The organism is Streptomyces sp. NBC_00454, from assembly GCF_041434015.1.
GTDB lineage: Bacteria > Actinomycetota > Actinomycetes > Streptomycetales > Streptomycetaceae > Streptomyces.
Genome location: NZ_CP107907.1, coordinates 5208130 through 5233110, shown reverse-complemented (window position 1 = coordinate 5233110; position 24981 = coordinate 5208130). Strand labels below are relative to the sequence as shown.

Below are 24981 nucleotides of genomic sequence, written 5' to 3'. Positions count from 1 at the left end.
GCACCACGCCGGGCTCGCCTTCGCCGTCACAGGGGCCCGAGGGCGCCACGGGGGCGCTGGGGCGCATGTCTCCCCGGTCCGTGGCCCTGTGGGTGCTCGTGGGGCTCGTCGGCGCCATCGGCTGGGGCGTGCTGGCGCTCTCCCGCGGCGAGGAGATCTCGGCCGCGTGGCTGCTCGCCGCCGCGCTGGGCTCGTACGCGATCGGCTACCGCTTCTACGCGCGCTTCATCGCGAACCGCGTCCTGAAGGTGGACAAGACCCGCGCCACCCCCGCCGAACGCCTCGACAACGGTGTCGACTTCCACCCGACCGACCGACGGGTACTTTTCGGCCATCACTTCGCCGCCGTCGCCGGCGCCGGCCCGCTGGTGGGCCCCGTACTCGCCTCACAGATGGGCTACCTGCCCGGCACCATCTGGATCGTGGCCGGCGTGATCTTCGCGGGCGCGGTCCAGGACATGGTCACGCTCTTCTTCTCCACCCGACGCAACGGCCGTTCGCTCGGCCAGATGGCCCGGGACGAGATCGGCCCCGTCGGCGGCGCCGCCGCGCTGGTCGCCGTGTTCGCCATCATGATCATCCTGCTGGCGGTGCTGGCGCTGGTCATCGTCAACGCCCTGGCGCACTCCCCGTGGGGCGTCTTCTCCATCGGCATGACCATCCCGATCGCCCTCTTCATGGGCTTCTACCTGCGCGTCCTGCGCCCGGGCCGGGTCACCGAGGTCTCCTTCGTCGGCGTCGCGCTGCTGCTGCTCGCCATCGTCGCGGGCGGCTGGGTCGCGGAGTCCTCGCTGGCGGACACCTTCACGCTGGAGAAGGAGACGCTGGTCATCTGGATGATCGCGTACGGGTTCGTGGCATCCGTGCTGCCGGTGTGGATGCTGCTCGCCCCGCGCGACTACCTCTCCACCTTCATGAAGGTGGGCACCATCGGCCTGCTGGCCGTGGGCGTGGTCGTCTCGATGCCGGTCCTGAAGATGCCCGCGGTCACCGACTTCGCCTCGCGCGGCGACGGCCCGGTGTTCGCCGGCTCGATGTTCCCCTTCGTCTTCATCACCATCGCCTGCGGAGCCCTGTCCGGGTTCCACTCGCTGGTCTCCTCCGGCACCACCCCGAAGATGATCCAGAAGGAGACCCAGGTCAAGGTCATCGGCTACGGCGCGATGCTGACCGAGTCCTTCGTCGCCGTCATGGCGATCATCGCGGCCTGCATCATCGATCCGGGCCTGTACTTCGCCGTCAACTCCCCCGCCGGAGTCGTCGGCGCCACCGTCCAGACCGCCTCGGAGGCGGTGACCCACTTCGGGTTCGCCATCTCCCCCGACGCCCTCGCGCAGGCCGCGAAGGACGTGGAGGAGGCCAGCCTGCTGTCCCGCACGGGCGGCGCGCCGACCTTCGCACTCGGAATGTCGGAGATCTTCTCCTCCGTGGTCGGCGGCTCCTCGATGAAGGCCTTCTGGTACCACTTCGCGATCATGTTCGAGGCCCTGTTCATCCTGACCACGGTCGACGCGGGCACCCGCGTGGGCCGGTTCATGCTCCAGGACACCCTCGGCAACATGCACAAGTCCTTCAAGGACATCAGCTGGAAGCCGGGCGTCTGGTTCGCCAGCGCGATCGTCGTCGGCGGCTGGGGCTACTTCCTGTGGGTCGGCGTCAAGGACCCGCTGGGCGGCATCAACCAGCTCTTCCCGCTGTTCGGGATCGCGAACCAGCTGCTCGCGGCGGTCGCCCTGGCCGTCTGCACCACGCTGCTGATCAAGTCGGGCCGGCTCAAGTGGGCCTGGGTGACGGGCGTTCCGCTGGCGTGGGACGTGGCCGTCACCCTCACCGCCAGCTACCAGAAGATCTTCTCGGACAACGCGAAGATCGGCTTCTTCGCGCAGCGGGACCTCTACCAGGACGGCATCGACGCCGGCAAGATCCTCAAGCCCGCCAAGAACATGGACGAGATGCACACCGTGGTCACCAACGCCACGGTGGACGGGGTCCTGTCGGTGCTCTTCGCACTGCTGATCATCATCGTCCTGCTCGACGCGGCCCGGACCTGCTTCAACGCCGTCCGCAAGCCGGAGTCCGTCACCCTGGCCGAGACCCCGTGGGAGGAGTCCCGGATCATCGCCCCGGCCGGGCTGATCCCGACCGCCGAGGAGCGCGCGGAGCTCGCCGCCGCCGGACTCGACTCGGGCGGGGGCCGCGTGAAGGAGCCGGCGTGAGCGGCCTGCGGCAGGTGTTGGGCCGGGCCCGGTACTTCGTACGGGAGTTCTCGGGCGAGGCGGCGTACGACCGCTACGTCGCCCACGCCCGCACCCACGACCCGGACGCCGAGGTCATGACCCGACGGGCCTTCGAGCGCGCCCGCATGGACGCCCGCGAAGCGGACCCGCGCGAGGGGTTCCGCTGCTGTTGAGCCCGCCCGCAGGGCCCTGCCCATTGCGGGCGGGGCCCTGCGGCGTGCTCAGCGCACCCAGTCCTTGAGGGGCTCCGTGTGGAGGGTGATGCCGACGGGGTCGGGGAGCTTGACCTCCTTGCCGAAGGGAACGGTGCGTACGGTCTCGTAGCCGTTGCCATCCGGGTCGCTGTGGACGAGAACCTGGCACTTGAGCCGGTCAATGAGCAGGTAGACGGGGATACCAGTCTGCGCATAAGCGCGGGGCCTCTCGATCCGGTCGCGCCGCTCTGTGTCGGAGTCCCACGAGGTCACCTCGACGGCCATCAGGATCGGGCCGGGATCCACCCAGTCACCCTGCCCGACGAACGCGTCCTCGTGCGCCAGAACCCCGTCCGGAATGGCGCGGCCCTCCCGGTACTGTTCCGCCTTGATTCCCTGCCCCGGGTGCAGCCAGAAGTCCGGGTGGTGCTGCATACAGATCCGCGTCAGCCACAGAATGACCCTCCCGTGGTCCCCGTCTGGCATGGCCTTGCTCCTCAGCACCCCGCCGATGAATTCCAGTCGCAGCCCCTCCGCCTGCTGGGCGGCTATGCGGGCCAGGTCCTCGAACTCTTCGGTCGTCATGTGGGGACGGTCGGTCATCACGGTCATGCCTCGCTCGCCTTCCTCGACGGTGCTGCCTCCGACGATAGCGCCGGGCACCGACACCCGTATTGCACACTCGACCGCATGGACATCGTCATCAGGGCGGCAACGGCCGCCGAATACGAAGAGCTGGGCGAGCTCACCGCACAGGCCTACCTCGGCGACGACCTGCTGGACTTTGCCGAGGACGACCCCTACCTGGAGCTGCTGCGCGACGTCGCCGGCCGGGCCGCCGACGCCGAAGTGATCGTCGCGGAGTACGAGGGCACGCTGCTCGGCAATGTGACCTTCGCCCCTCCCGGCAGCCCCCTCGCCCAGATCGCCGGCCCCCACGAGGCGGAGTTCCGGATGCTGGCCGTCTCCCCCGAGGCCCGCGGCCGGGGCGCCGGCGAGGCCCTGGTGCGCGCCTGCACGGCCCGCGCCCGGGAGCTGGAGGGTGTGACCCACCTGGTGCTCTCGACCACGGAGAAGATGCTGGGGGCACACCGGATCTACCACCGGCTGGGCTTCGTACGGACCCCGGAGCGCGACTGGTACCCGGTACCGGGGCTGCCCCTGCTCACCTACCGCGTCGAGCTGTAACGGCGCGCGACCACCGACGAGCGACACAACATGTGGGGGCTACCGCAAGCGGTGGCCCCCACATGTATGCTCGACCTCGCTGTCGTCGCAGGGGAATCCGGTGAGAATCCGGAACTGTCCCGCAACGGTATGAAATGCCCGGACCTGGTCGAACCCGGTCGGGGCATCCACAAGTCCGAGGACCTGTCGACAGTGCGCCCGGATCGACCGACCCGGGTGCCGATTCGTCCGGGCCTCGCGGTTGGGCCGGTGGACGTCACGTGGCGTATGCGTGCCCTGCCAGGCCCGCACTCCCCCGCGTGCGCCCCCTCGCGCCCCGCACCAGCGGTGTTCCGGAGCCGAGCGAGGGAGAGCTCCCCCCGTGACCATCGCGCCTTCCGCACCGCGCGCCGAGTCCGACCCGTCCGCCTATGAGGGTCCGGGGGCCGCGCTGTTGCGCACGCTCACCGAGCTGACCGCCGATCTGCCCGACACCGACCCCGGCCGGGTCGCCGCCGCCGCCCTGCGCGGCCGCAGCGCCGCCGCCGACGAGGCGGAGCTGCGTACGCTCGCCACCGAGGCGGCCGCCGGGCTGATCTCCGAGGACCCGGCGTACTCCCGGCTCGCCGCCCGCCTGCTGACGCTCGCCGTCCGCGACGAGGCCGCCGGCCAGGGCTCCCTCTCGTTCTCCGGCTCCGTCGAGGTGGGCCACCGCGAGGGCCTGATCGCCGACCGCACCGCAGACTTCGTACGGCTCCACGCGAACCGCCTCGACGCACTGGTCGACCACGCGCTCGCCGAGGGCGCCGACGACCGCTTCGGCTTCTTCGGCCTGCGCACCCTGCACAGCCGCTACCTGCTGCGCCACCCGATCACCCGCCAGGTCATCGAGACCCCGCAGTACTTCATGCTGCGCGTGGCCGCGGGCCTCGCCGAGAACGACTCGGTCCAGGCCGTAGAGGAAGTCGCCTCCCTCTACCGGCTGATGAGCCGCCTGGACTACCTGCCGTCCTCCCCCACGCTCTTCAACTCCGGCACCCGGCACCCGCAGATGTCCTCCTGCTACCTGCTGGACTCCCCGCTGGACGAGCTCGACTCGATCTACGACCGCTACCACCAGGTCGCCCGCCTCTCCAAGCACGCCGGCGGCATCGGCCTGTCCTACTCGCGCATCCGCGCCCGCGGCTCCCTGATCCGCGGCACCAACGGCCACTCCAACGGCATCGTGCCGTTCCTCAAGACGCTGGACGCCTCCGTCGCCGCCGTCAACCAGGGCGGCCGCCGCAAGGGCGCCGCGGCCGTCTACCTGGAGACCTGGCACGCCGACATCGAGGAGTTCCTGGAGCTCCGCGACAACACCGGCGAGGACCAGCGCCGCACCCACAACCTGAACCTGGCGCACTGGGTGCCGGACGAGTTCATGCGCCGCGTGAACGCGGACGCCGACTGGTCGCTGTTCTCCCCGGCCGACGTCCCCGAGCTCGTCGACCTGTGGGGCGACGAGTTCGACGCCGCCTACCGCAAGGCCGAGGCCGGCGGCCTCGCCCGCAAGACCATCCCCGCCCGCGACCTGTACGGCCGGATGATGCGCACCCTCGCGCAGACCGGCCAGGGCTGGATGACCTTCAAGGACGCCTCCAACCGCACGGCCAACCAGACCGCGGAGCCGGGCACCGTCGTCCACTCCTCGAACCTGTGCACCGAGATCATCGAGGTCACCAACGACGGCGAGACCGCCGTCTGCAACCTCGGCTCGGTCAACCTCGGCGCCTTCGTGCTCGCCGAGTCGGGCGACATCGACTGGGAGCGCCTGGACGAGACCGTCCGCACCGCGGTCACCTTCCTCGACCGCGTCGTGGACATCAACTTCTACCCGACCGAGCAGGCCGGCCGCTCCAACGCCCGCTGGCGCCCGGTGGGCCTGGGCGCGATGGGCCTCCAGGACGTCTTCTTCCAGCTGAAGCTGCCCTTCGACTCCGCCGAGGCGAAGGCCCTGTCCACGAAGCTCTCCGAGCGCATCATGCTCGCTGCGTACGAGGCCTCGTGCGACCTGGCCGAGCGCAGCGGCCCGCTCCCCGCGTGGGAGCAGACCCGCACGGCCCGCGGGGTCCTGCACCCGGACCACTACGACGTCGAGCTGAACTGGCCGGAGCGCTGGGACGCGCTGCGCGCGCGGGTCGCGAAGTCCGGGATGCGCAACTCCCTCCTCCTGGCCATCGCCCCGACGGCGACCATCGCCTCCATCGCGGGCGTGTACGAGTGCATCGAGCCGCAGGTCTCCAACCTCTTCAAGCGCGAGACCCTGAGCGGGGAGTTCCTCCAGGTCAACGGCTACCTGGTGCAGGAGCTCAAGCGGCTCGGCGTCTGGGACGCCCAGACCCGCGAGGCGCTGCGCGAGGCCTCCGGCTCGGTCCAGGGCTTCGGCTGGATCCCGGCCGAGGTGCGCGAGCTGTACCGCACGGCGTGGGAGATCCCGCAGCGCGGCCTGATCGACATGGCGGCCGCGCGCACCCCCTTCCTCGACCAGTCGCAGTCGCTGAACCTGTTCCTGGAGACGCCCACCATCGGCAAGCTGTCGTCGATGTACGCGTACGCCTGGAAGCAGGGCCTGAAGACCACGTACTACCTGCGCTCGCGCCCGGCGACGAAGATCGCCCGCGCCGCGCAGGCCACCACCCCGGTGGCGCTCCCCCAGCCGGTCAACGCCGCAGCTGCCGACACCGCGGACGCCGCGGCCCGGGCCGCCGCCGAGGCCGCCGCCGCGGAAGCGCTCGCCTGCTCCCTTGAAAACCCCGAGTCCTGCGAGGCCTGCCAGTAATGAGCTCCACCGCCAAGAACCTTCTCGACCCGGGCTTCGAACTGACCCTCCGCCCCATGCGCTACCCGGACTTCTACGAGCGCTACCGGGACGCGATCAAGAACACCTGGACCGTGGAGGAGGTCGACCTCCACTCGGACGTGGCCGACCTCGCCAAGCTCACGCCCGGCGAGCAGCACATGATCGGACGCCTCGTCGCCTTCTTCGCGACGGGCGACTCGATCGTCTCGAACAACCTCGTCCTGACCCTGTACAAGCACATCAACTCCCCGGAGGCGCGCCTGTACCTGTCGCGCCAGCTCTTCGAGGAGGCCGTGCACGTCCAGTTCTACCTGACGCTGCTCGACACCTACCTGCCCGACCCTGACGACCGCGCGGCCGCCTTCGACGCGGTCGAGGAGATCCCCTCGATCCGCGAGAAGGCCCAGTTCTGCTTCAAGTGGATCAACGAGGTCGAGAAGCTGGAGCGACTGGAGACCAAGGCCGACCGCCGCCGCTTCCTGCTGAACCTGATCTGCTTCGCGGCGTGCATCGAAGGCCTGTTCTTCTACGGGGCGTTCGCGTACGTCTACTGGTTCCGCTCGCGCGGCCTGCTGCACGGCCTGGCCACGGGCACGAACTGGGTGTTCCGTGACGAGAGCGCCCACATGAGCTTCGCCTTCGAGGTCATCGACACGGTCCGCAAGGAAGAGCCCGACCTCTTCGACGCCGACCTCCAGCAGCAGGTCACCGACATGCTCAAGGAAGCCGTCGAGGCGGAGCTCCAGTTCGGCCGCGACCTGTGCGGTGACGGCCTGCCGGGCATGAACACCGAGTCGATGCGCGAGTACCTGGAGTGCGTCGCGGACCAGCGCCTGGTCCGCCTCGGCTTCGCGCCGATCTACGGCTCGCAGAACCCGTTCTCCTTCATGGAGCTCCAGGGCGTCCAGGAACTGACCAACTTCTTCGAGCGCCGCCCGTCGGCCTACCAGGTCGCGGTGGAGGGCACCGTCGACCTGGACGAGGACTTCTAGGTCCCCGCCGGGCAGCACCACTTGATAGCGTCCCCGCCCATGGGGAGATCGACTTGGGTGACCAAGGCACTGGGCGGGGGCGCTTCGCCGTTCCCGGCTCCGGGATGACCCTCGACGGGTGGGCCGGGCGGGCGCGGCTGAGGCCCGGGGGGTTGTTGTACGGCGGGGCCGTGGGGCCCGCGTCCGCCCACGCGCACCATTCCGTGCAGCTCATCGCCACCCTCGGCGAGGACGAGCTGCTGCTGTCCGGCCCCTCGGGGGAGCCCTTCGGCTGCCGGGCGCACGTGATTCCGGCCGGGGTACGCCACTGCGTGCTGCGCGGGGTCCCGCGCGGGCTGGTGCTGCACTACGACCCCGCCTCGGCCGCCGGGCGCCTGCTCACGGATCTGGCGGGGGACGCGGGAGGCCTCGTACCGCCGGGGCTCCCGGCAGATCCCTTCGCGGCGGCCCGCGCCCTGGATTCCGTACTCCCGCAGGGCCCGGAGCCCGGGCGGGATCCGCATCCGGGGCTGGCCCGGGTACTGGCCTGGCTGCCCGGGCGGGAGCGGGTGCGGCTGGCGGAGGCGGCCGGGGTGGCGCGACTGTCCGAGAGCCGGCTCTCGCACCTGTTCCGGGCGGAGCTGGGGCTGCCGTTCCGCTCGTACGTCCTGTGGCTGCGCCTGATGCGGGCCGCCGAACTCACCACGCAGGGGCTGAGCGTGACGGACGCGGCGCACGGTGCGGGCTTCGCCGACGGGGCCCACCTGAGCCGGGTGTGCCGCCGGATGTTCGGGATCCCGCCGTCGGAGTTCACCCGGCGGACCCTGTGGACGTAGCAGGTTCGTTCAAGCGCTCGCGGGGGCCCCGGCCGCAGGGTTGACCCATGACGAATCCGATGAAGCGGTGCGTACGGACCTGCGTGAACGCGTGCACGGGCAAGCGACGGGGGATGCCCGAGACCGTGCGCGAGGCCTTCGAAGCCGAGCTGGGCCGCGCCCGGGGCGCCGCCCCCGATACGGCGGCCATGTGGACGGCGCTGGAGCGCGCGCACATCCTGTCCCAGGCCTGGGCCTGGCCGCACACCCGGGCGCACTGGCACATGTTCCGCCTCGCGGTCCGCTGTCGGGACCGGGCCGAGGCCGCCGGGCAGGTGGTGCGGATCCTGGTGGCGGGGGTCGGGTCAGCGACCGGCCGCGTGCCGTACGGCAATACGGGGCGTACGAGCGCGGGCCTGCTCACTCCTATGCCGGTCCCGCCGGACCTGCGCGTCCTGCTGGGCCGTACGGATCTGCCGGTCGAGGCGGTGTTCGCGCGCGGCCCAGTAGACGGAGGGGCTCAGTAGGAGGGCGGCTACGGCGAGGACGACGAGGTAGTCGAGGAATGTGGTCATGAGTCCACTCTCGCCAGTGCGGCGAAAAGCGAACAGTGGCAGGACTGTCATGGAGGAGGGAATTACTGCCACACTGGGGGCATGCTGAACAACGTGGCCGTGGCCGTGGTGAACGGGGTCGCCCCCTTCGAGATGGGCATCTTCTGCGAGGTCTTCGGGATCGACCGCAGTGCGATGGGGCTGCCCACCTACGATTTCGCCCTGTGCGCGATCGAGGACAATCCGCTCACTGCCGGGGACGGCCATTACGGCCTCACGCTCCCCTACGGGCCCGAGCGGCTGGAGGAGGCGGACCTGATCTGCCTGCCCGCCGACCGCGAGGCCCCCACCCGCGACTATCCGGAACCCTTCCTGGAGTCCCTGCGCCGGGCCGTGGACCGCGGTGCGCGCCTGCTGAGCGTGTGCAGCGGCGCCTTCATGCTGGGCGCGGCCGGCCTGCTCGACGACCGGCGCTGCACCACGCACTGGATGCACGCCCCGGCCCTGGCCCGCCGATTCCCCCGGGCACGGGTGGACCCGGACGTGCTCTACGTGGACGAGGGCCCGGTGATCACCTCGGCGGGCACCGCCTCCGGGATCGACGCCTGCCTGCACCTCGTACGGCAGGAACAGGGCTCGGAGGTGGCCAACACCATCGCCCGCCGGATGGTGGTGCCGCCGCACCGGGACGGCGGGCAGGCCCAATACATCCAGCGCCCGCTCCCCCGCACCTCCTGCGACACGGTCGGCGAGGTGATCGGCTGGATGGCCCGCCACCTGGACGAGGAGATCACGGTCGAGCAGCTCGCGGAGCGCGCGCACATGTCACCGCGCACCTTCGCCCGCCGCTTCCTGCAGGAGACGGGGACCACCCCGTACCAGTGGGTCCTGCGCCAGCGTGTGCTGCTGGCGCAGGAGCTGCTGGAGTCCACGGACGATACGGTCGACGCGATCGCGGGCCGCTGCGGCTTCGGCAACGCGCCCGCGCTGCGCCACCACTTCCTGCGCACCCTGGGCACCACCCCGAACGCCTTCCGGCGCACCTTCCGCGGGCCGCAGGCTGCTTGAACAGGCGGCTCAGGCGTTCGGGACCGTCTCGTAGCGCGGGGTGCCCTCTTCCATCTGCTTCAGGGCGTCCTTGCGGTCCCGCTTCGAGAGCCGGTCGATGTACAGGTACCCGTACAGGTGGTCGGTCTCGTGCTGCAGGCAGCGCGCGAAGTAGCCAGTGCCGCGCACCTTGATCGGGTTGCCCTGGGCGTCCTGGCCGGTGACCTCGGCGTAGTCGGTGCGGGCCAGCGAGGCGTACGCGGTCGGGACCGACAGGCAGCCCTCGTTCGAGTCGTCCAGGACCCGCGCGGCGGCCGGCAGCTCGACGAGCTTCGGGTTGATCACGACGCCCGTGTGGCGGTTGCCGTCGTCGTCGGGGCAGTCGTAGACGAAGACCTTGGCGTCCACGCCGATCTGGTTCGCGGCCAGGCCCACGCCCTCGGCGGCCTTCTGGCTGGCGAACATGTCGTCGATCAGCTGCGCCAGCTCGTCGCCGAACTCGGTGACGTCCTTGCACTCCCGGTGCAGGACCGGGTTGCCGACCACCGTGATCGGGCGGGCCGTGCCGCGCTCGCGGTGGGCGAGCTCGCGCGCCTCACAGTCCTCGGTGTCCACGACGTAGCCGTCGTTCACCTCACCGATCGCACCGACAACGTCGTTCTCCTGCTGCGCCATGTCCGCCGTACGCCTTCCGTAAGTCCGCCGAGCACCAAGTCACTGATGTGCCGGTACAGCCTACGTGCCCCCGTCAGCAGACTTCTTCGAGATCCCGCCACTCCCGGGTCTCCGGGCTGTCCGCGACCCATCCGTCGAGCAGTCCGCGCACCAGGCCGGCCGGGGCCGCGATGCCGCATTCGCGCTCGGGGACCCACAGGGAGCCGGAGCCCGTTGTGCGGTGGCCCAGGGGGCCGGGGTGGCCCGGTTCGCTGTGGTCGTGCGGGTCCAGGTGCTCTCCGTCGCCCTCGCCGCTCGGCATCGCGCTCTCCGAGCAGGTCCGGCACAGCAGCCGCACCGACGAGGACCAGTCCTCGGCGGCGAAGCCGGCGTCGGAGGCCAGCTGCTCCAGGGCGTTGCGGTCGGCCTCGGTGGCCGCCTCCAGCAGCACCACCCAGGTGGGCACCGGCGAGGGCGCCCAGAGCTCGATCTCGTCGAAGACCGGGTACGAGGGTCCGGCCGCTGTGACGCGCTCGCCGTGCGGGACCCCGTCGTGCAGGACGACCTCGCCCCAGCGCCGCCCCGAGGAGGGCAGCGGGATCGACAGGACCTCCATGCGGGCCGGGTCCAGCCTGCGGCCCCAGACCACCTCGGCCTCGCCCTCGGGAGAGAGCCGTACGGCCGCGCTGCCGAGCTCCATGCCGACCGGTTCGCCGTTGGCGTGGCCGCCGCCGCCCGCGTGCGGGTCCCCGGGCACCTTCAGCCCGTACGCCTGCCACGCGCGGCGGGCCAGCGGCCAGTCCTGGAGCGCGGTGGCGGCGATGCCCACGTTCCACCAGTCCGGGGCGCCGGTCTCCCGGTCGAGCAGGGCCACGGCGCGCAGCCCGGCGGTGCGGGCCTGTTCCCAGTCGTGGCGGAACTTGTGGAGCAGCGCCAGGTTGAACCAGGACTCCGAAAGCCAGGGCTCCAGGTCCGCGGCTCTGGTCAGGAGCGCGCCCGCGTCCTCGTACCGCCCGTCGCCGATCAGCGTGAACGCGCGGTCGGTGGCCTGCCGCCACGAGGCGGAGGGCCTATGCCGTACCTTCCCGAAGATCCTCACGATTCCCGCCTGCCGGTCCGACGATTCAACGGTGCAGCCTTGCGGACTCCCACACACCAGTCTTGCTGGGGACACCCTTACTGGCATCCAACCATGCCCACTCGGACGGCCGCTCATTACCCATGGGTTACCCAGGCGGGACGGGTACGACTCTGGCACGTCCGCCCCGGGCGAGCACCCTGGCCAGACACTCGACGACCTCTGGCTGATAGTCGTGCCCGGTGCCCAGCCTGAGCCGCTCCAGGACCGCCAGTGAGCCGCCCGGGTGACGGGCCCCGCCGACCAGATCGTCGTACGCGTTGACCGTGCGTACGATCCGGGCCGCGACGGGCTGCTCCCGGTACGGGTCCGCCTGGCGCTCCACGACGACGGCGACCTCGGCCGGGACCCCGGTCTGGCGGGCCACCTCCCCGCCCAGCCCGGCGATCCGGCGGGCCTCGGCGGCGGGCAGCTCGGCGGTGGCCCCGGCCGGGACCGGGTCGACGAGGGAGAGCTGCCCGATGTCGTGCATCAGGGCGGCGTACTCCAGCACCGTGAGCTCCCGCTCCGAGAGCCCCAGCTCCCGGCCCACGGCGCAGCTGAGCGCGGCGACCCGGCGGGCGTGGCCGGGCCGGGTGTAGCCGGCGATCTCGGTGGCGCGGGCGAGGGAGGTGATGGTCTGGCGGTAGGTGGTGCGGATCGCGGTGATCCGGTGGAAGGACATCTGTGTCAGCAGCAGCGGCACGCTGAAGACGGGGACCGCCCACAGGCCCGCCACGGCGACGCCGAGGGCCATGACCACCCCGGTGGCGCAGATCGCCGAGCCGACGCCGAGCTGCGCGCGCAGCTCGTCGCGGAGCAGCGGGCCGTAGGGCCAGCCGGTGCGGGCTCCGGAGAGGACGGCGGCGAGCACGGCGTCGCACAGGGCCGTGAGGCCGAGCAGGAAGAGCAGGAAGAGGACCAGGTACGGGCCCTGCCCGACCCAGTCCTCCAGTCGGCCGGAGTTGTAGAGCGGCTGGAAGCAGACGGCGGCGAAGGTGACGGTGAGGACCCGGCGGGCGAGGTGGTCCAGGGCGGGGCCGCCGCCCCGGGCGATGTGCGGGACGATCCCGACGAGGGCGGCCGCGACGACGACGGCGACGATCTGCAGGACCCCGTGGTGGGTGGTCTGGCCGGCGTTCTGCCCGAGCAGGGCGTACGCGAGCGCCCCGGCGGAGCCGAGCGGCGCGGGCTGCTGGCGGCCGGCGCCGCCGCGGTCGCGGCGGGCGAGCTCGCCGATGGTGATCAGGGTGCCGAAGGCGAGGGCGATGCCCGGTTCGACGAGGCCGTTCCACAGGGTGTGCGCGAGTGCGGCCGCGGTCAGGAGCCCGGCGGCCCCCCGCACGGCCCAGACGGCCCAGCCCCTCATGCCGTTGCTCCCGCCGAAGGGGCGGACGGGGGACCCCCGGTGTCGGCGCCGTCCGCACCGCGGCCGGGCCGGGCCTGCGGCGGGGCCGCTTTGCCCTGGACGGGAAGCCCGGCGAGCACGGGACCCGCGTGGTCCCCGTCCCCGTCCGAGGACGGCGCCGCGGGTGCGGGGTCCGGGGCCGGCCCTGCGGCGGCGCCCTCACCCGTACTCGCACCCGTACCCGGCCCCTTACCCGCACCCGGCCCCGTACCCGGCCCCGGACTGCCCGCGGGGATCACCTGGAGGTCCTCGTCCGAGGTGACCACCGGGTGCCAGCCCTGCCGGCCGATGGCCTCGCCCAGTGCCCGGACCATGTCGGGGTCGAACTGCGCCCCGGCGCACCGTTCGAGCTCGGCCAGCGCGACCGGCACGGGCCGGGCCCGGCTGTACGAGCGGGTCGAGGTCATGGCGTCGAAGGCGTCGGCCACCGCCACCACCCGTGCCAGCACCGGGATCTGTTCGCCGGTCAGTCCGTAGGGGTAGCCCGAGCCGTCCACCCGCTCGTGGTGGTGCAGGATCGCGGAGCGGGCTTCGCCCAGGAAGCCGATGCCGCGCACCATCTCGTGTCCGTACTCGGGGTGCAGTTCGATGATGCGGCGTTCCTCGGGGGTCAGCGGTCCGTCCTTGCGCAGCAGTCGGGTGGGGACTCCGAGTTTGCCGACGTCGTGCAGGATTCCGGCGATGCGGACGACTTCGAGGCGGTCCTCTCCCATGCCCAGTTCGCGGGCGATCATCGCGGAGGCCTGGCCGACGCGCTCGCTGTGGCCGCGCGTGTAGCGGTCCTTGATGTCGACGGCCTGGACCAGGGCCCGGATGGTGGCCTGGTGGGCGGCGCGTTCGCGGTGGTACTGGGCGAAGACCCAGCAGGAGATGTACATCGGCAGCAGGACGAGCAGCGCGGCCGGGAGCCCGTAGGGGCTGCGCCACATGACGGCCATCATCAGCCCGGCGAGGCCGTGTACGCAGTGCGGGGCGAGGGAGCGGGTGAGCAGTCCGCGCCAGGCGGTGGCGGCGGGCCGGCGTTCGGCGGCGGCCAGGATGCCGCCGTCGAGGGCGGTGAGCACCAGGCAGAAGGCGACGGCCGCGGCGGCGGCGGGGAACATCACGTAGGGGAAGTCGGCGACCCAGGCGGCGGGGCCGTCGCCGCCCGGTGGCCCGGTCGCGCGCAGCGAGCCTCCGGCCACGGCTTCGGGTCCGCCGAGGAGCCCGTAGGTCCATCCGGCGGTCCAGGCGGCTATCGCCTGCTGCGCGGCGTGCCAGGCGCGCCGTACCCGGGCGGGCCGCTGCATCACGGTCCCGGCGAGCCCTCCGGGCAGTGCGACGAGCGCGGCGGCGGCGGGCGGCAGGAGGAACACGGCGGCCAGCACCACGGGGAAGAAGGAGCCGAGCCCCTCGGGCACCCGGGGGCCCAGGAACGGGCAGACCTTGACGAGTTCGCAGCCGAGGTAGAGCAGGGCGAGCAGGGCGACAGAGGGCCACGGGGTGGCGGAATCGACGAGGGCCGGGGCGACGCACCCGGCGGCGGCGAGGACCGCGCACGCGATGTAGGCGCGCGCCATCGGCGGAAGTACCCGCATGGCGCTCTCCTCCCCCTGAGCCGTGCAAGCCAGGTACTGAATCAAACCAGTACCGAAAGGGGAGAATAAGTGGGGCCGGGAGCGAGCTGGGCCACATTTTCGCATTGCGCCATGCGGACGCCCCCGGATTACCACCTTCGGGTGAAGGAAGTGCCCTTCCGGGGGCGGCCGTTCGAGATCGTTCAATCGGGTACTACTCAGCGGGAACGCGGGAAATCGGGCGTCCCGATTTCAGCCCGTCGCGGATCCCGGCATCGGCTCGGCGACGGAGGACGCGGTGGGCGCCACCGGTCCGGCCGTGACGTCGTGATCCGGCACGGCCTGCCCCGAACGGATCAGTTCGATCCGTCCCATCACCTTCGACCGCAGATCGCTCGGCACGTCGTCGGACCCGCAGCAGCGCTTGACCAGCTTCTTCACGGCCTGCTCGAGACCGTACTTCTCAAGACAGGGATTGCACTCGCCGAAGTGCGTCTCGAACTTCGTGCAGTCGCTGTCCGGCATCTCGTGGTCCAGGAACTCATAAAGGTGGTCCAGGACCTCAGAGCAGTCCGTCTCGTGCGGATCTCCGCAGCTCATGAGCCCGAGCCTTTCAGGTCGTTCGACTCTCCCGCGCCGGCCGGGACGAGCCCGCGCTCGCGGGCATAGTCCTCCAGCATTCCGCGGAGTTGACGGCGTCCACGGTGCAGTCGCGACATGACCGTACCGATGGGTGTACCCATGATGTCCGCGATCTCCTTGTACGCAAAGCCCTCTACGTCGGCGAGATAGACCGCGATGCGGAACTCCTCCGGAATGGCCTGGAGGGCTTCCTTCACATCCGAATCGGGCAGGTGATCGAGCGCCTGCGACTCGGCGGAACGCAGCCCCGTCGACATGTGCGACTCGGCGCGCGCGAGCTGCCAGTCCTCGATCTCCTCCGCCGCACTGCGCTGCGGTTCGCGCTGCTTCTTGCGGTAGGAGTTGATGAAGGTGTTGGTCAGGATGCGGTACAGCCACGCCTTCAGGTTGGTGCCCTCACGGAACTGGTGGAACGACGCGTATGCCTTCGCGTACGTCTCCTGGACCAGGTCCTCGGCGTCGGCCGGGTTGCGCGTCATGCGCAGCGCGGCCGAGTACATCTGGTCGAGGTAGCCGAGGGCGTCCCTCTCGAAGCGCGCATTGCGCTCCGGGGTCGTCTCCTCCGCGTGGCCTTCGTCGGTCCCGGCGACAGGACCCACCTCCTCCGACTGCGTGGCGACTCCGAAAGCGGACCCGCTCGAATCGGAGAATAGTCGACCATCCCGGTCGTCCGCCGCCCGAAGCTTGCCGCGCTTGGGAGCGGGCAGCACTGTCCAGTCCAGGTCAGCGGCCTGCGGACGGTTGTGGCTGATGACCTGGGTCATGCGCTTCCTCTCCTGGCGACGTTGCCGTGCGTTCCGACATCCGGGACAACAGAAGGGCCGCGCGGCGCATTCCCCGCAGGGCGCCGGTTTCGGGCCAATGTCAGACCGGGAGCCGGCCGAGCCACTCGGCCACCGCCCCGGTGATCACCTCCAGGGCCTCCTCCTGGGTCGGGCCGGCCTTCTTCGGCACGGCGAAACCGTGGTCGCCGAAGGCCACTTCCACCAGTTCGTACGGGGCTTCGCGCGCGCCCTGCCCCGGGAACTCGTCGGGACGCCCGAAGGGATCGCGGCCGCCCTGGAGCACCAGCGTCGGCGCCCCGGCGCCCAGCAGTTCCTCGGCCCGGGACTTCTCCGGCCGGCCCGGCGGGTGCAGCGGGAAGGCCAGCGCCAGCACCCCGGCCGCACCCAGCTCGGCGGCGGTCCGGCAGGCCACCCGGGCCCCGGCGCTGCGGCCGCCCGCGACGACGGGCAGCCCCGGCTTCGCGAGGGCGGGCCACAGGGCGCGCCAGCCCTCGTCCAGCACCTTGGGCGCGGCGGCGACCTTCTTCCCGGCGACCCGCCAGGGCTGTTCCACCAGCGCCACGGTGACCCCTCGGGCGGGCAGGGCGGCGGCCAGGGCCTGCAGGTCCCGGGCCTCGATCCCGCCGCCGGCCCCGTGGCCGAGGGCGAGCACCAGGCGGGCGCCGCGCGCCGGGGCCGGGTGCCAGGTGATGCGGGCCTCGCCGGCCGGGGTCTCGACGCTCTCGGTACGCGTGCTCATGGGCCCATCCTGCCCGGGGGCGCCTCAGAAGAGCGTGCTCTCCTCCGGCGCGGCCAGTTCCTCCAGCAGTTCGGGCCCGTTGTTGCGGACGTTGCTCACGGCCGTGGACACCGGATAGGCGCGCATCAGCCCGCCGGGCGGCGGGGCGAGCAGGGCCTGGAGCTCGTCGGGGTCGGTCCGCGCCGGGTCCAGCCAGGCGTCCCACCGGTCCGGGGTGAGCATCAGCGGCATCCGGGGGTGGATCTCGGCGAGCGAGCGCGGCCCCTCGGCCGGAGCCACGGCCAGCGGTCCGGTCTCGGCCTCCGCGGTGAGCACCGAGCAGGTGGCCCACCAGGCGAGCGGGTGCTCGTCGGGCAGGGTCCGGTCGCGCCAGAACTCGTAGATCCCGGCCATGGCGAAGACGGAGCCGTCGGCGGGCAGGACGAAGTAGGGCTGCTTGCGGGCCCGCTTCTTCTTGCCCTCGACCTCCAGCTGCCGCTCGTCGTGGGCGGTGACCCACTCGTAGTAGCCGTCCGCCGGGATGATGCAGCGGCGCTGCGCGAAGGGGCGGCGGAAGGAGGGCTTCTCGGCGACGGTCTCGGAGCGGGCGTTGATCATCCGGGCCGCCCCCTCGGGGTTCTGGGCCCAGGACGGGACGAGTCCCCATTTCAGGACCCTCATCTGGCGAACCGGACGCGGGCTCGGAGCGTCTTTCAGTGGACGGTCGAGGATCACGTGGACCTCTTTCGTCGGGGCCACGTTCCAGTCGGCGGCCAACGCCTCCTCGGGCTCCCACCGCTCCACGCCGAAGACCTCCACCAGGTCCTCGGGCCCACTGCTCGCTGCATACCTTCCGCACATGGCTGCCACACTGCCATGGCCCCCGATCGCCATCGCAAGGAGTCCGCCACCTCATGTCCAGCAGCACCACGGCCGGCCTCTGGGACCGGCTCACAGGCATACAGACCGCGCCCGGCCAGTGGCTGGTGATCGCTTGCGGACTGGCTGCCCTGGCCGCCGTGGGACCGCGCCCGCTCTGGCGGCTCTCGCGCAACGCCATCACCATCGCGCACGAGGGCGGCCACGGGCTGATCGCCCTGCTGACCGGGCGGAGCCTGGACGGGATCCGGCTGCACTCGGACACCAGCGGGGTCACCGTCAGCCGGGGCAGGCCCACCGGGATCGGCATGATCCTCACCGCCGCCGCCGGGTACACGGCCCCCTCCCTGCTCGGCCTCGGCGGGGCGGCGCTGCTCTCCGCGCACCGGATCACGCTGCTGCTGTGGGCCGCGACCGCCCTGCTCGCGGCGATGCTGGTGATGATCCGCAACGCGTACGGGCTGCTGACGGTGGTGCTGACGGGCGCCACCTTCGTCCTGGTCTCCTGGCTGGCCCCGGCCGACGTCCAGGCGGTCTTCGCCTACGCCGTGGTGTGGTTCCTGCTGCTGGGCGGGGTCCGGCCGGTCTTCGAGCTGGGGGCCAAGCGCAGGCACGGCGGAGCGCCCGACTCGGACGCGGACCAGCTGGGGCGCCTGACCCATCTGCACCCGGTGGTGTGGCTGCTCCTGTTCCACGTGGTCGCGCTCTGCTCGCTCGTCGGCGGCGGCCGCTGGCTGCTGGCGCTCTGACCGATTGCGCTGAGGCCGATTGCGCCGGGACCAATTGCGCACCCCTGGCCGTCCGCCCCGCGAGACGGCCTCGCGATCAAGATCTGTGGCCATGGGAAGCCACTAAAGTGGGGGCATGACCGAGACCCCCGCGCTCCACGCCCTCTGGCCCGCCCCGACCGCCGACTCAGCCGTCCAGGCCACCGTCACCGTGCCCGGGTCCAAGTCGGTCACCAACCGCGCCCTGGTGCTCGCTGCGCTGGCCTCCGAGCCGGGCTGGGTCCGCCGCCCGCTGCGCTCGCGCGACTCCCAGCTGATGTCCGACGCGCTGCGCGCGCTGGGCGTGGGCATCGAGGAGACCGTCTCCTCCAGCTCCGCCGGCGAGGGCGACAGCGGCGAGGCCTGGCGGATCATCCCGGCCGCCCTGCACGGACCGGCCACCGTGGACGTCGGCAACGCGGGCACCGTCATGCGCTTCCTGCCGCCCGTCGCCACCCTCGCCACCGGCGACATCCGCTTCGACGGCGACCCCCGCTCCTACGAGCGCCCCCTCGGCCAGGTCATCACCGCCCTGCGCACGCTCGGCGCCCGCATCGACGACGACGGCCGCGGCGCGCTGCCGCTGACCGTCCAGGGCGGTGGGGCCCTGGAGGGCGGCACCGTCGAGATCGACGCGAGCAACTCCTCGCAGTTCGTCTCCGCGCTGCTGCTCTCCGCCCCGCGCTTCAACCAGGGCGTCGAGGTCCGGCACGTGGGCACCAACCTGCCGTCCATGCCGCACATCCGGATGACGGTGGAGATGCTGCGCGCGGCGGGAGTCCAGGTGGACACCCCCGAGTCCGGCGGCGAGAAGAACGTCTGGCGGGTGGCCCCCGGCGCCCTGCTCGGCCGCGACCTGATCGTCGAGCCCGACCTCTCCAACGCCCAGCCGTTCCTGGCGGCGGCCCTGATCACGGGCGGTACGGTCACCATCCGCGACTGGCCGCGCCGCACCACGCAGCCCGGCGACGCGCTGCGCCGGATCTTCACCGACATGGGCGGCTCCTGCGAGCTGACCGACGCGGGCCTGGTCTTCACCGGCACCGGCAAGATCCACGGCATCGACGTGGACCTGAGCGAGGTCGGCGAGCTGACCCCGGGCATCGCCGCGGTCGCCGCGCTGGCGGACTCCGAGTCGGTGCTGCGCGGAGTGGCGCACCTGCGGATGCACGAGACGGACCGGCTGGCGGCGCTGACCAAGGAGATCAACGGGCTGGGCGGCGACGTCACGGAGACCGAGGACGGTCTGCGGATCCGGCCGCGCCCGCTGCACGGCGGCACGTTCCACACGTACGACGACCACCGGATGGCCACCGCGGGCGCGATCATCGGCCTGGCGGTGCAGGACGTGCTCATCGAGAACGTGGCGACGACCGCGAAGACCCTGCCGGACTTCCCGAAGATGTGGGCCGACATGCTCGGCCAGGAACCTTCGGGAGCGGGAGCGTAGGGCCCGCCATGCGCAGGTACGGCAAGAACACCGACGAGGACGACATCCGCCAGCGGCCCAACCCCAAGGGAAACCGGCCCCGTACGACCATCCGCCCCAAGCACGAGGACGCGGCCGAGGGCTTCGTCCTGACCGTCGACCGGGGCCGGCTCACCTGCCTGGTCGAGGACCGCCCGGTGCACGCCATGAAGGCCCGCGAGCTGGGCCGCAAGGCGGCGGTGGTCGGCGACCGGGTCTGGATCGTCGGTGACCTGTCCGGCAAGAAGGACACCCTGGCCCGCATCGTGCGGATCGAGGAGCGCAAGTCCGTCCTGCGGCGCACGGCCGACGACGACGACCCGTACGAGCGCGTGGTCGTCGCCAACGCGGACCAGCTGGCCATCGTCACGGCGCTGGCCGATCCGGAGCCGCGGCCCCGGATGATCGACCGCTGCCTGGTGGCCGCGTACGACGCCGGTCTGGAGCCCCTGCTGGTGCTCACCAAGTCCGACCTGACCTCGGCCGACAAGATCCTGGAGATCTACTCGACCTTCGGCCTGAACTACGTGGTGACCAACCGGGACGAGCTGGCGACGGGCGACGCGGCCGAGCGGGTGCGCGAGCACCTCAACGGCCGGATCACCGCCTTCGTCGGCCATTCGGGCGTGGGCAAGACCACGCTGGTGAACTCGCTGGTCGCCGAGGGCCGTCAGCGCGCCACCGGAGTGGTGAACTCGGTGACCGGCCGGGGCCGGCACACCACCACCTCGGCGCTGGCGCTGCCCCTGCCGGGCGGCGACGGCTGGGTCATCGACACCCCGGGCGTGCGTTCTTTCGGCCTGCACCACGTGGACCCGTCCCGGGTGATCCTGGCCTTCCCGGAGCTGGTGCCCGGGACGGAGGGGTGTCCGCGCGCGTGCAGCCACGACGAGCCGGACTGCGCGCTCGACAAGTGGGTGGAGGACGGCCACGCGGACCCGGCGCGGCTGTACTCGCTGCGGCGGCTGCTGCAGACCCGGGAGCGGCGCGAGGGCGACTGATCGGCCCGGCGGGGTTTGCCGTGCGACAAATCCGGTCAATGCATAATCGCATCGAGTGGCGTGGCGGCCGAGGCCGCGGGCGCGCCACGTGACGCGGGGAGGCATGCGCCATGGCGTGGCTGTTGGTCGTGGTCGCCGGAATCCTGGAAACGGGCTTCGCGGTCTGCCTCAAGCTGTCGCACGGATTCACCCGGCTGTGGCCGACCATCGCCTTCGCGTGCTTCGCGCTCGGCAGCTTCGGTCTGCTGACGCTGGCCCTGAAGAAGCTGGACGTGGGTCCGGCGTACGCGGTGTGGACGGGCATCGGGGCCGCCGGGACCGCCATCTACGGCATGATCTTCCTCGGCGACCTGGTCTCCACCCTCAAACTCGTCTCGATCTCGCTGGTCATCCTCGGCGTCATCGGCCTTCAGCTGTCGGGCTCGACCCACTGAGGCCCTGAGCGCCGGGGTCCTGAGCGCCGGGGCTCTAAGCAGTGCGGCCCGCCCCGTTGAACAGCCGCAGCAGTTCGAGGGAGCCCGGACCCGGCGGTTCGGCCGGGGCGACCAGGTAGGACATCGCAAGCCGGACGGCCAACTCGCAGCGCTGTGCCCATTCGGCCTCGGCCGGGGCGAAGGCGGCGTCGGCCCGCTCGCGCACGGAGCGGAGCAGTTCGGCCGGCCCGAGCGCCGGCAGCCCCGGCCGGACCCCGCGGCCGGCCGGCACGGGTAAGTTCCCGTTCCAGCAGCCCGTGAGCAGGGCCCGTACGAGGGGACGCGCGTGGGAGGCCGTCACGGTCCACTCCGCGACCTCCGCGAGCCGCGCGGCGCAGCCCCCCGGGGAGGCCAGGGCCCGGTCCACCCCGTCGAGGTACCAGGCGGCGTCGCGCCGGACCAGGGCGTGTCCGAGGCCCGTCTTGCCCGCGAACTCGTTGTAGAGGGTCTGCCGGGACACCCCGGCCACGGCCGCCACGTCGACCATCCGCACGGCCGGCCAGGGGCGCGCCGCGAGCGCCGCTCCCGCCGCTTCCAGCAAGGACTCCCGGGCAGTCGGCACCATTGCTCCCCCTTTGACGTCTCCGTCAGAGTCAGAGTTGACGGACCGACAGGAACTGTCAAGGGTGCAGTTGGACGCCCGGGGTGCTCCCGTGGACGCCGCTCGCCCGGTTCCGGCCGCCTCGGTACTGTTCGGGCATGCCCGAGTATGACGATGACCTGCGCCTTGCCCTCGAACTCGCCGACGCGGCGGACGCCGCCACGATGGAGCGCTTCCGCGCCCTCGACCTGAAGGTCGAGACGAAGCCCGACATGACCCCGGTGAGCGAGGCCGACACCGCCACCGAGGAGATCATCCGCGCCGGGATCGCGGCCGCGCGGCCCTCCGACGCCATCCTGGGCGAGGAGTACGGCCTCAAGGGCGAAGGCCCGCGCCGCTGGGTCGTGGACCCGATCGACGGCACGAAGAACTACGTGCGCGGCGTGCCGGTCTGGGCGACGCTGATCTCCCTCATGGAGGAGGGCGCCGACGGGGTCTTCCGTCCCGTCGTCGGCGTGGTCTCCGCGCCGGCCCTCGGCCGCCGCTGGTGGGCGGCGCGCGGCCTGGGCGCGTACGCGGGGGGCGCGCTGGGCGCGACCACCGCGCTCGGCGTCTCGAAGGTGGCCACCCTGGGTGACGCCTCCTTCGCCTACTCCTCGCTGACCGGCTGGGAGGAGCAGGGACGGCTCCCCGGCTTCCTGGAGCTGACCCGCGCGTGCTGGCGTACCCGTGGCTACGGCGATTTCTGGCCGTACATGATGGTCGCCGAGGGCTCGCTCGACCTGTGCGCCGAGCCGGAGCTGAACCTGTGGGACATGGCAGCCCTGGCCGTCGTGGTCGAGGAGGCCGGCGGCCGCTTCACCGCCCTGGACGGGGTGGACGGCGTGCACGGCGGGAACGCGGCGGCCTCGAACGGGCTGCTGCACGACGAGATGCTGGACCTGCTGCGCCCGCGCGGCTGACCCGGGAGGACGGGCGCGCGCCGCCGGAGCGGCGCGCGTGCGCCCGTACGCGGCCAGTGATCCTCTGCGTGCCTTCTTGCTGACACTCCGTGTCCATGGGAATCTGGGACTCCTCCGCTTGTGCGCTTGTGAAGGGCTTCTCTAAGTGCGGGCCTTCACGCGCACCCCACCCAAGCGGAGGGACTCACCAGGAGGTGGCTCTCTTCATGTTCGTCCGTGACGCCATGAGTACCGTGATCCTCACCCTCGGACCCACTCACACCCTCCGTCAGGCGGCCTGCCTGATGTCCGGCCGGCGCGTCGGCGCGGCCGTCGTCCTCGATCCCGAACACAGCGGCATCGGCATCCTGACCGAGCGCGACATCCTCAACTCGCTCGGCGCGGGACACGATCCCGACCGGGAGTTTGTGGGCGCCCACACCACCAACAACGTGGTGTTCTGCACCCCGGACGCCACCGTGCAGGAAGCCGCCGAGGCGATGGCCCACGGCGGCTTCCGGCATCTGATCGTGCTGGAGCACGGCGGGCCCGTGGGCATCGTGTCCGTGAAGGACGTCATCCGCTGCTGGGCGCCGGCCCGGCGCAGCACCGTACCCGTCTAGGAGACGCGAACGGCCGACGGGCCGGCACCCCCTTTCGGGGGCACCGGCCCGTCGGCCTGCAACGACAAGCGGTCCGACTAGGCGCGGAGGGCCTGGACCGCGGCTTCCAGACGCTTGCCGAAGTCGCCGTCCGCCTGGCGGAAGTTGTTGATCGCACGCTCGACGATGTCGTCACGGGAGACCTTGGCGATGAAGCCGGAGAGGTTCTCGATCAGACGGGCCTTCTCGTCCTCCGAGTACAGGCGGTAGAGGTTGCCCGCCTGGACGAAGTCCGTGTCCTCGGAGTGCGAGGGCGCGGCGTGGTTGCCCGTGCCACCGGTGACGGCGGAGGAGACCCACAGCGGACGGTCCGTCTGGTGCGGGCCGCCGAAGCTGTTGGGCTCGTAGTTCTTCGCGCCCGCGTGGCGGCCGTCGTAGAGGTAGCCGTCGCGGGAGTTGGTGCGCGCCTCGGTGGCGTGCGGACGGTTCACCGGCAGGTGGTCGGCGTTGATGCCGACGCGGTAGCGGTGGGCGTCGCCGTAGCCGAAGAGACGGCCCTGGAGCATCTTGTCCGGGGACGGACCGATACCGGGGACGAAGTGCGCCGGGGAGAAGATCGACTGCTCGACCTCGGCGAAGACGTTCTCCGGGTTGCGGTTGAGCTCCAGCTTGCCGATCTCGATCGGCGGGTAGTCCTCGTGCGGCCACACCTTGGTGAGGTCGAACGGGTTGAAGCGGTACTCGGCCGCCTCGGCCGCCGGCATGATCTGGACCTGGACGGTCCAGGACGGGAACTCGCCGCGCTCGATGGACTCGCGCAGGTCGCGCTGGTGCGAGTCGGGGTCCTCACCGGCGAGCTGGTTGGCCTCGGCCTGGGTGAGGTTCTTGATGCCCTGGTCGGTCTTGAAGTGGTACTTGACCCAGAAGACCTCGCCGGCCTCGTTGTTCCACTGGAACGTGTGCGAGCCGTAGCCGTTCATGTGGCGGTAGGTCGCCGGGATGCCTCGGTCACCGAAGAGCCAGGTCACCTGGTGGGTGGACTCGGGCGACAGACCCCAGAAGTCCCAGACGTTGTCCGCCTCCTGCGAGCCCGTGTACGGGTCGCGCTTCTGGGTGTGGATGAAGTCGGGGAACTTGATGGCGTCCTTGATGAAGAACACCGGGGTGTTGTTGCCGACGAGGTCGTAGTTGCCCTCTTCGGTGTAGAACTTCAGCGCCCAGCCGCGGGGGTCGCGCACGGCGTCGGCGGAGCCGAGGTTGCCGGCGACGGTGGAGAAGCGCAGGAAGGTTTCGGTCTCCTTGCCGACCTCGGACAGGAACTTCGCCCGGGTCCACTGCGAGACGTCGCGGGTGAGCGTGAAGGTGCCGTACGCACCGGCGCCGCGGGCGTGCACGACGCGCTCCGGGATGCGCTCACGGTTGAAGTGCGCGAGCTTCTCCAGCAGCAGCTGGTCCTGGACCAGAACGGGTCCGCCGATACCGGCGGTCTCGCTGTTCTGGTTGTCAGCGACCGGAGCCCCTGCTTCCGTGGTGAGCGGTCCCTGCGTGGTCACGTGCGCCTCCTGCGTAAATTTGCTGCAAATCCTGTCCTGGTCCTACCGTAAA

At 71.5% G+C, this 24981-nt stretch carries 25 protein-coding genes and 1 riboswitch; of the genes, 14 read left to right on the top strand and 11 right to left on the bottom strand.

Annotated elements, in window-relative coordinates:
• Positions 1-65: 65 nt before the first annotated feature.
• Together OHU74_RS24295 and OHU74_RS24290 are read left to right on the top strand one after the other, a co-directional pair.
• Positions 66-2216: a carbon starvation CstA family protein gene (locus OHU74_RS24295; protein WP_371617846.1), complete on the top strand. Its 2151-nt coding sequence runs from the start codon at positions 66-68 to the stop codon at positions 2214-2216.
• Positions 2213-2410: a YbdD/YjiX family protein gene (locus OHU74_RS24290; RefSeq protein ID WP_371617845.1), complete on the top strand. Its 198-nt coding sequence runs from the start codon at positions 2213-2215 to the stop codon at positions 2408-2410. Before OHU74_RS24295 ends, OHU74_RS24290 begins: the two co-directional genes overlap by 4 nt.
• A 48-nt stretch (positions 2411-2458) precedes the next feature.
• On the opposite strand, the gene OHU74_RS24285 is transcribed toward OHU74_RS24290, so the two are convergent.
• Positions 2459-3043 carry a Uma2 family endonuclease gene (locus tag OHU74_RS24285; RefSeq protein ID WP_371617844.1) on the bottom strand — a complete coding sequence of 195 codons (585 nt, stop codon included), beginning with the start codon at positions 3041-3043 and terminating at the stop codon, positions 2459-2461.
• Between the two features lie 78 nt (positions 3044-3121).
• Between OHU74_RS24285 and OHU74_RS24280 the strand changes: the two genes are divergently transcribed.
• The 6 genes from OHU74_RS24280 to OHU74_RS24255 all read left to right on the top strand — a co-directional run bounded on the left by OHU74_RS24280 (position 3122) and on the right by OHU74_RS24255 (position 9845).
• Positions 3122-3619: a GNAT family N-acetyltransferase gene (locus tag OHU74_RS24280; RefSeq protein ID WP_371617843.1), complete on the top strand. Its 498-nt coding sequence runs from the start codon at positions 3122-3124 to the stop codon at positions 3617-3619.
• Positions 3620-3673: 54 nt separating this feature from the next.
• Positions 3674-3825: riboswitch (cobalamin riboswitch) on the top strand.
• Between the two features lie 155 nt (positions 3826-3980).
• Entirely contained in the window at positions 3981-6416 is a 2436-nt protein-coding gene (locus OHU74_RS24275) for a ribonucleoside-diphosphate reductase subunit alpha (protein ID WP_371617842.1), read from the top strand.
• Positions 6416-7429 (top strand): ribonucleotide-diphosphate reductase subunit beta, encoded by a 1014-nt coding sequence (locus OHU74_RS24270; protein ID WP_371617841.1) that lies wholly within the window; start codon positions 6416-6418, stop codon positions 7427-7429. The genes OHU74_RS24275 and OHU74_RS24270 overlap by 1 nt, the downstream gene beginning before the upstream one ends.
• A gap of 203 nt (positions 7430-7632) precedes the next feature.
• A complete protein-coding gene (locus OHU74_RS24265) occupies positions 7633-8244 on the top strand; it encodes a helix-turn-helix domain-containing protein (protein WP_371617840.1) in 612 nt (203 codons plus the stop codon).
• A gap of 47 nt (positions 8245-8291) precedes the next feature.
• Positions 8292-8750, top strand: a complete 459-nt coding sequence (locus OHU74_RS24260; RefSeq protein ID WP_371617839.1) for a DUF3703 domain-containing protein — start codon at positions 8292-8294, stop codon at positions 8748-8750.
• Positions 8751-8879: 129 nt separating this feature from the next.
• Positions 8880-9845 carry a helix-turn-helix domain-containing protein gene (locus OHU74_RS24255; RefSeq protein WP_371617838.1) on the top strand — a complete coding sequence of 322 codons (966 nt, stop codon included), beginning with the start codon at positions 8880-8882 and terminating at the stop codon, positions 9843-9845.
• Positions 9846-9854: 9 nt separating this feature from the next.
• On the opposite strand, the gene def is transcribed toward OHU74_RS24255, so the two are convergent.
• From def to OHU74_RS24215, 8 genes are all read right to left on the bottom strand, one after another.
• Complete coding sequence (gene def, locus OHU74_RS24250; protein WP_371617837.1) at positions 9855-10499, bottom strand: peptide deformylase; 645 nt, start codon at positions 10497-10499, stop codon at positions 9855-9857.
• Between the two features lie 73 nt (positions 10500-10572).
• Positions 10573-11577, bottom strand: coding sequence for a tetratricopeptide repeat protein (locus tag OHU74_RS24245; RefSeq protein WP_371617836.1), 1005 nt, complete (start codon positions 11575-11577; stop codon positions 10573-10575).
• A 127-nt stretch (positions 11578-11704) separates the two neighbouring features.
• The gene (locus tag OHU74_RS24240; protein ID WP_371617835.1) at positions 11705-12964 is read right to left on the bottom strand and encodes an HD-GYP domain-containing protein; all 1260 of its coding nucleotides are present in this window, start codon (positions 12962-12964) and stop codon (positions 11705-11707) included.
• Positions 12961-14580, bottom strand: coding sequence for an HD-GYP domain-containing protein (locus OHU74_RS24235; protein ID WP_371617834.1), 1620 nt, complete (start codon positions 14578-14580; stop codon positions 12961-12963). The genes OHU74_RS24240 and OHU74_RS24235 overlap by 4 nt, the downstream gene beginning before the upstream one ends.
• Positions 14581-14811: 231 nt before the next feature.
• Positions 14812-15159 (bottom strand): mycothiol system anti-sigma-R factor, encoded by a 348-nt coding sequence (rsrA, locus tag OHU74_RS24230; RefSeq protein WP_371617833.1) that lies wholly within the window; start codon positions 15157-15159, stop codon positions 14812-14814.
• Positions 15156-15800: a sigma-70 family RNA polymerase sigma factor gene (locus OHU74_RS24225; protein WP_008741505.1), complete on the bottom strand. Its 645-nt coding sequence runs from the start codon at positions 15798-15800 to the stop codon at positions 15156-15158. Before OHU74_RS24225 ends, rsrA begins: the two co-directional genes overlap by 4 nt.
• 265 nt (positions 15801-16065) lie before the next feature.
• Positions 16066-16725: an alpha/beta family hydrolase gene (locus OHU74_RS24220; protein ID WP_371617832.1), complete on the bottom strand. Its 660-nt coding sequence runs from the start codon at positions 16723-16725 to the stop codon at positions 16066-16068.
• A gap of 24 nt (positions 16726-16749) precedes the next feature.
• A complete protein-coding gene (locus OHU74_RS24215; protein ID WP_371617831.1) occupies positions 16750-17565 on the bottom strand; it encodes an SOS response-associated peptidase in 816 nt (271 codons plus the stop codon).
• A 53-nt stretch (positions 17566-17618) separates the two neighbouring features.
• Here OHU74_RS24215 and OHU74_RS24210 point away from each other — a divergent pair, with 53 nt between their 5' ends.
• From OHU74_RS24210 to OHU74_RS24195, 4 genes are all read left to right on the top strand, one after another.
• The gene (locus OHU74_RS24210) at positions 17619-18332 is read left to right on the top strand and encodes a M50 family metallopeptidase (protein WP_371617830.1); all 714 of its coding nucleotides are present in this window, start codon (positions 17619-17621) and stop codon (positions 18330-18332) included.
• 115 nt (positions 18333-18447) lie between these two features.
• A complete protein-coding gene (aroA, locus tag OHU74_RS24205; protein WP_371617829.1) occupies positions 18448-19800 on the top strand; it encodes a 3-phosphoshikimate 1-carboxyvinyltransferase in 1353 nt (450 codons plus the stop codon).
• A gap of 8 nt (positions 19801-19808) precedes the next feature.
• The gene (gene rsgA, locus OHU74_RS24200; protein WP_371617828.1) at positions 19809-20819 is read left to right on the top strand and encodes a ribosome small subunit-dependent GTPase A; all 1011 of its coding nucleotides are present in this window, start codon (positions 19809-19811) and stop codon (positions 20817-20819) included.
• A 110-nt stretch (positions 20820-20929) separates the two neighbouring features.
• Positions 20930-21253: a multidrug efflux SMR transporter gene (locus tag OHU74_RS24195; RefSeq protein ID WP_351043244.1), complete on the top strand. Its 324-nt coding sequence runs from the start codon at positions 20930-20932 to the stop codon at positions 21251-21253.
• A 34-nt stretch (positions 21254-21287) separates the two neighbouring features.
• Here OHU74_RS24195 and OHU74_RS24190 read toward each other — a convergent pair whose 3' ends face one another.
• Positions 21288-21857 carry a TetR/AcrR family transcriptional regulator gene (locus OHU74_RS24190; protein ID WP_371617827.1) on the bottom strand — a complete coding sequence of 190 codons (570 nt, stop codon included), beginning with the start codon at positions 21855-21857 and terminating at the stop codon, positions 21288-21290.
• A 134-nt stretch (positions 21858-21991) separates the two neighbouring features.
• Here OHU74_RS24190 and hisN point away from each other — a divergent pair, with 134 nt between their 5' ends.
• Both hisN and OHU74_RS24180 read left to right on the top strand, forming a co-directional pair.
• Positions 21992-22795 (top strand): histidinol-phosphatase, encoded by an 804-nt coding sequence (gene hisN, locus OHU74_RS24185; RefSeq protein WP_371617826.1) that lies wholly within the window; start codon positions 21992-21994, stop codon positions 22793-22795.
• A 206-nt stretch (positions 22796-23001) separates the two neighbouring features.
• Complete coding sequence (locus tag OHU74_RS24180) at positions 23002-23397, top strand: cyclic nucleotide-binding/CBS domain-containing protein (RefSeq protein ID WP_371617825.1); 396 nt, start codon at positions 23002-23004, stop codon at positions 23395-23397.
• Between the two features lie 77 nt (positions 23398-23474).
• Here OHU74_RS24180 and OHU74_RS24175 read toward each other — a convergent pair whose 3' ends face one another.
• Positions 23475-24959 carry a catalase gene (locus OHU74_RS24175; RefSeq protein ID WP_371619791.1) on the bottom strand — a complete coding sequence of 495 codons (1485 nt, stop codon included), beginning with the start codon at positions 24957-24959 and terminating at the stop codon, positions 23475-23477.
• Between the last annotated feature and the right edge of the window lie 22 nt (positions 24960-24981).

Excerpts from the sequence above, each read along its gene's own strand:
- OHU74_RS24220 (WP_371617832.1), bottom strand. The coding sequence starts at position 16,725 with ATGAGCACGCGTACCGAGAGCGTCGAGACCCCGGCCGGCGAGGCCCGC.
- OHU74_RS24190 (WP_371617827.1), bottom strand. The coding sequence starts at position 21,857 with ATGGTGCCGACTGCCCGGGAGTCCTTGCTGGAAGCGGCGGGAGCGGCG.
- OHU74_RS24280 (WP_371617843.1), top strand. The coding sequence starts at position 3,122 with ATGGACATCGTCATCAGGGCGGCAACGGCCGCCGAATACGAAGAGCTG.
- OHU74_RS24210 (WP_371617830.1), top strand. The coding sequence starts at position 17,619 with ATGTCCAGCAGCACCACGGCCGGCCTCTGGGACCGGCTCACAGGCATA.
- OHU74_RS24285 (WP_371617844.1), bottom strand. The coding sequence starts at position 3,043 with ATGACCGTGATGACCGACCGTCCCCACATGACGACCGAAGAGTTCGAG.
- hisN (WP_371617826.1), top strand. The coding sequence starts at position 21,992 with ATGCCCGAGTATGACGATGACCTGCGCCTTGCCCTCGAACTCGCCGAC.
- OHU74_RS24235 (WP_371617834.1), bottom strand. The coding sequence starts at position 14,580 with ATGCGGGTACTTCCGCCGATGGCGCGCGCCTACATCGCGTGCGCGGTC.
- OHU74_RS24180 (WP_371617825.1), top strand. The coding sequence starts at position 23,002 with ATGTTCGTCCGTGACGCCATGAGTACCGTGATCCTCACCCTCGGACCC.
- aroA (WP_371617829.1), top strand. The coding sequence starts at position 18,448 with ATGACCGAGACCCCCGCGCTCCACGCCCTCTGGCCCGCCCCGACCGCC.
- OHU74_RS24195 (WP_351043244.1), top strand. The coding sequence starts at position 20,930 with ATGGCGTGGCTGTTGGTCGTGGTCGCCGGAATCCTGGAAACGGGCTTC.
- OHU74_RS24260 (WP_371617839.1), top strand. The coding sequence starts at position 8,292 with ATGACGAATCCGATGAAGCGGTGCGTACGGACCTGCGTGAACGCGTGC.
- rsgA (WP_371617828.1), top strand. The coding sequence starts at position 19,809 with ATGCGCAGGTACGGCAAGAACACCGACGAGGACGACATCCGCCAGCGG.
- def (WP_371617837.1), bottom strand. The coding sequence starts at position 10,499 with ATGGCGCAGCAGGAGAACGACGTTGTCGGTGCGATCGGTGAGGTGAAC.
- OHU74_RS24215 (WP_371617831.1), bottom strand. The coding sequence starts at position 17,565 with ATGTGCGGAAGGTATGCAGCGAGCAGTGGGCCCGAGGACCTGGTGGAG.
- rsrA (WP_371617833.1), bottom strand. The coding sequence starts at position 15,159 with ATGAGCTGCGGAGATCCGCACGAGACGGACTGCTCTGAGGTCCTGGAC.
- OHU74_RS24240 (WP_371617835.1), bottom strand. The coding sequence starts at position 12,964 with ATGAGGGGCTGGGCCGTCTGGGCCGTGCGGGGGGCCGCCGGGCTCCTG.
- OHU74_RS24295 (WP_371617846.1), top strand. The coding sequence starts at position 66 with ATGTCTCCCCGGTCCGTGGCCCTGTGGGTGCTCGTGGGGCTCGTCGGC.
- OHU74_RS24255 (WP_371617838.1), top strand. The coding sequence starts at position 8,880 with ATGCTGAACAACGTGGCCGTGGCCGTGGTGAACGGGGTCGCCCCCTTC.
- OHU74_RS24270 (WP_371617841.1), top strand. The coding sequence starts at position 6,416 with ATGAGCTCCACCGCCAAGAACCTTCTCGACCCGGGCTTCGAACTGACC.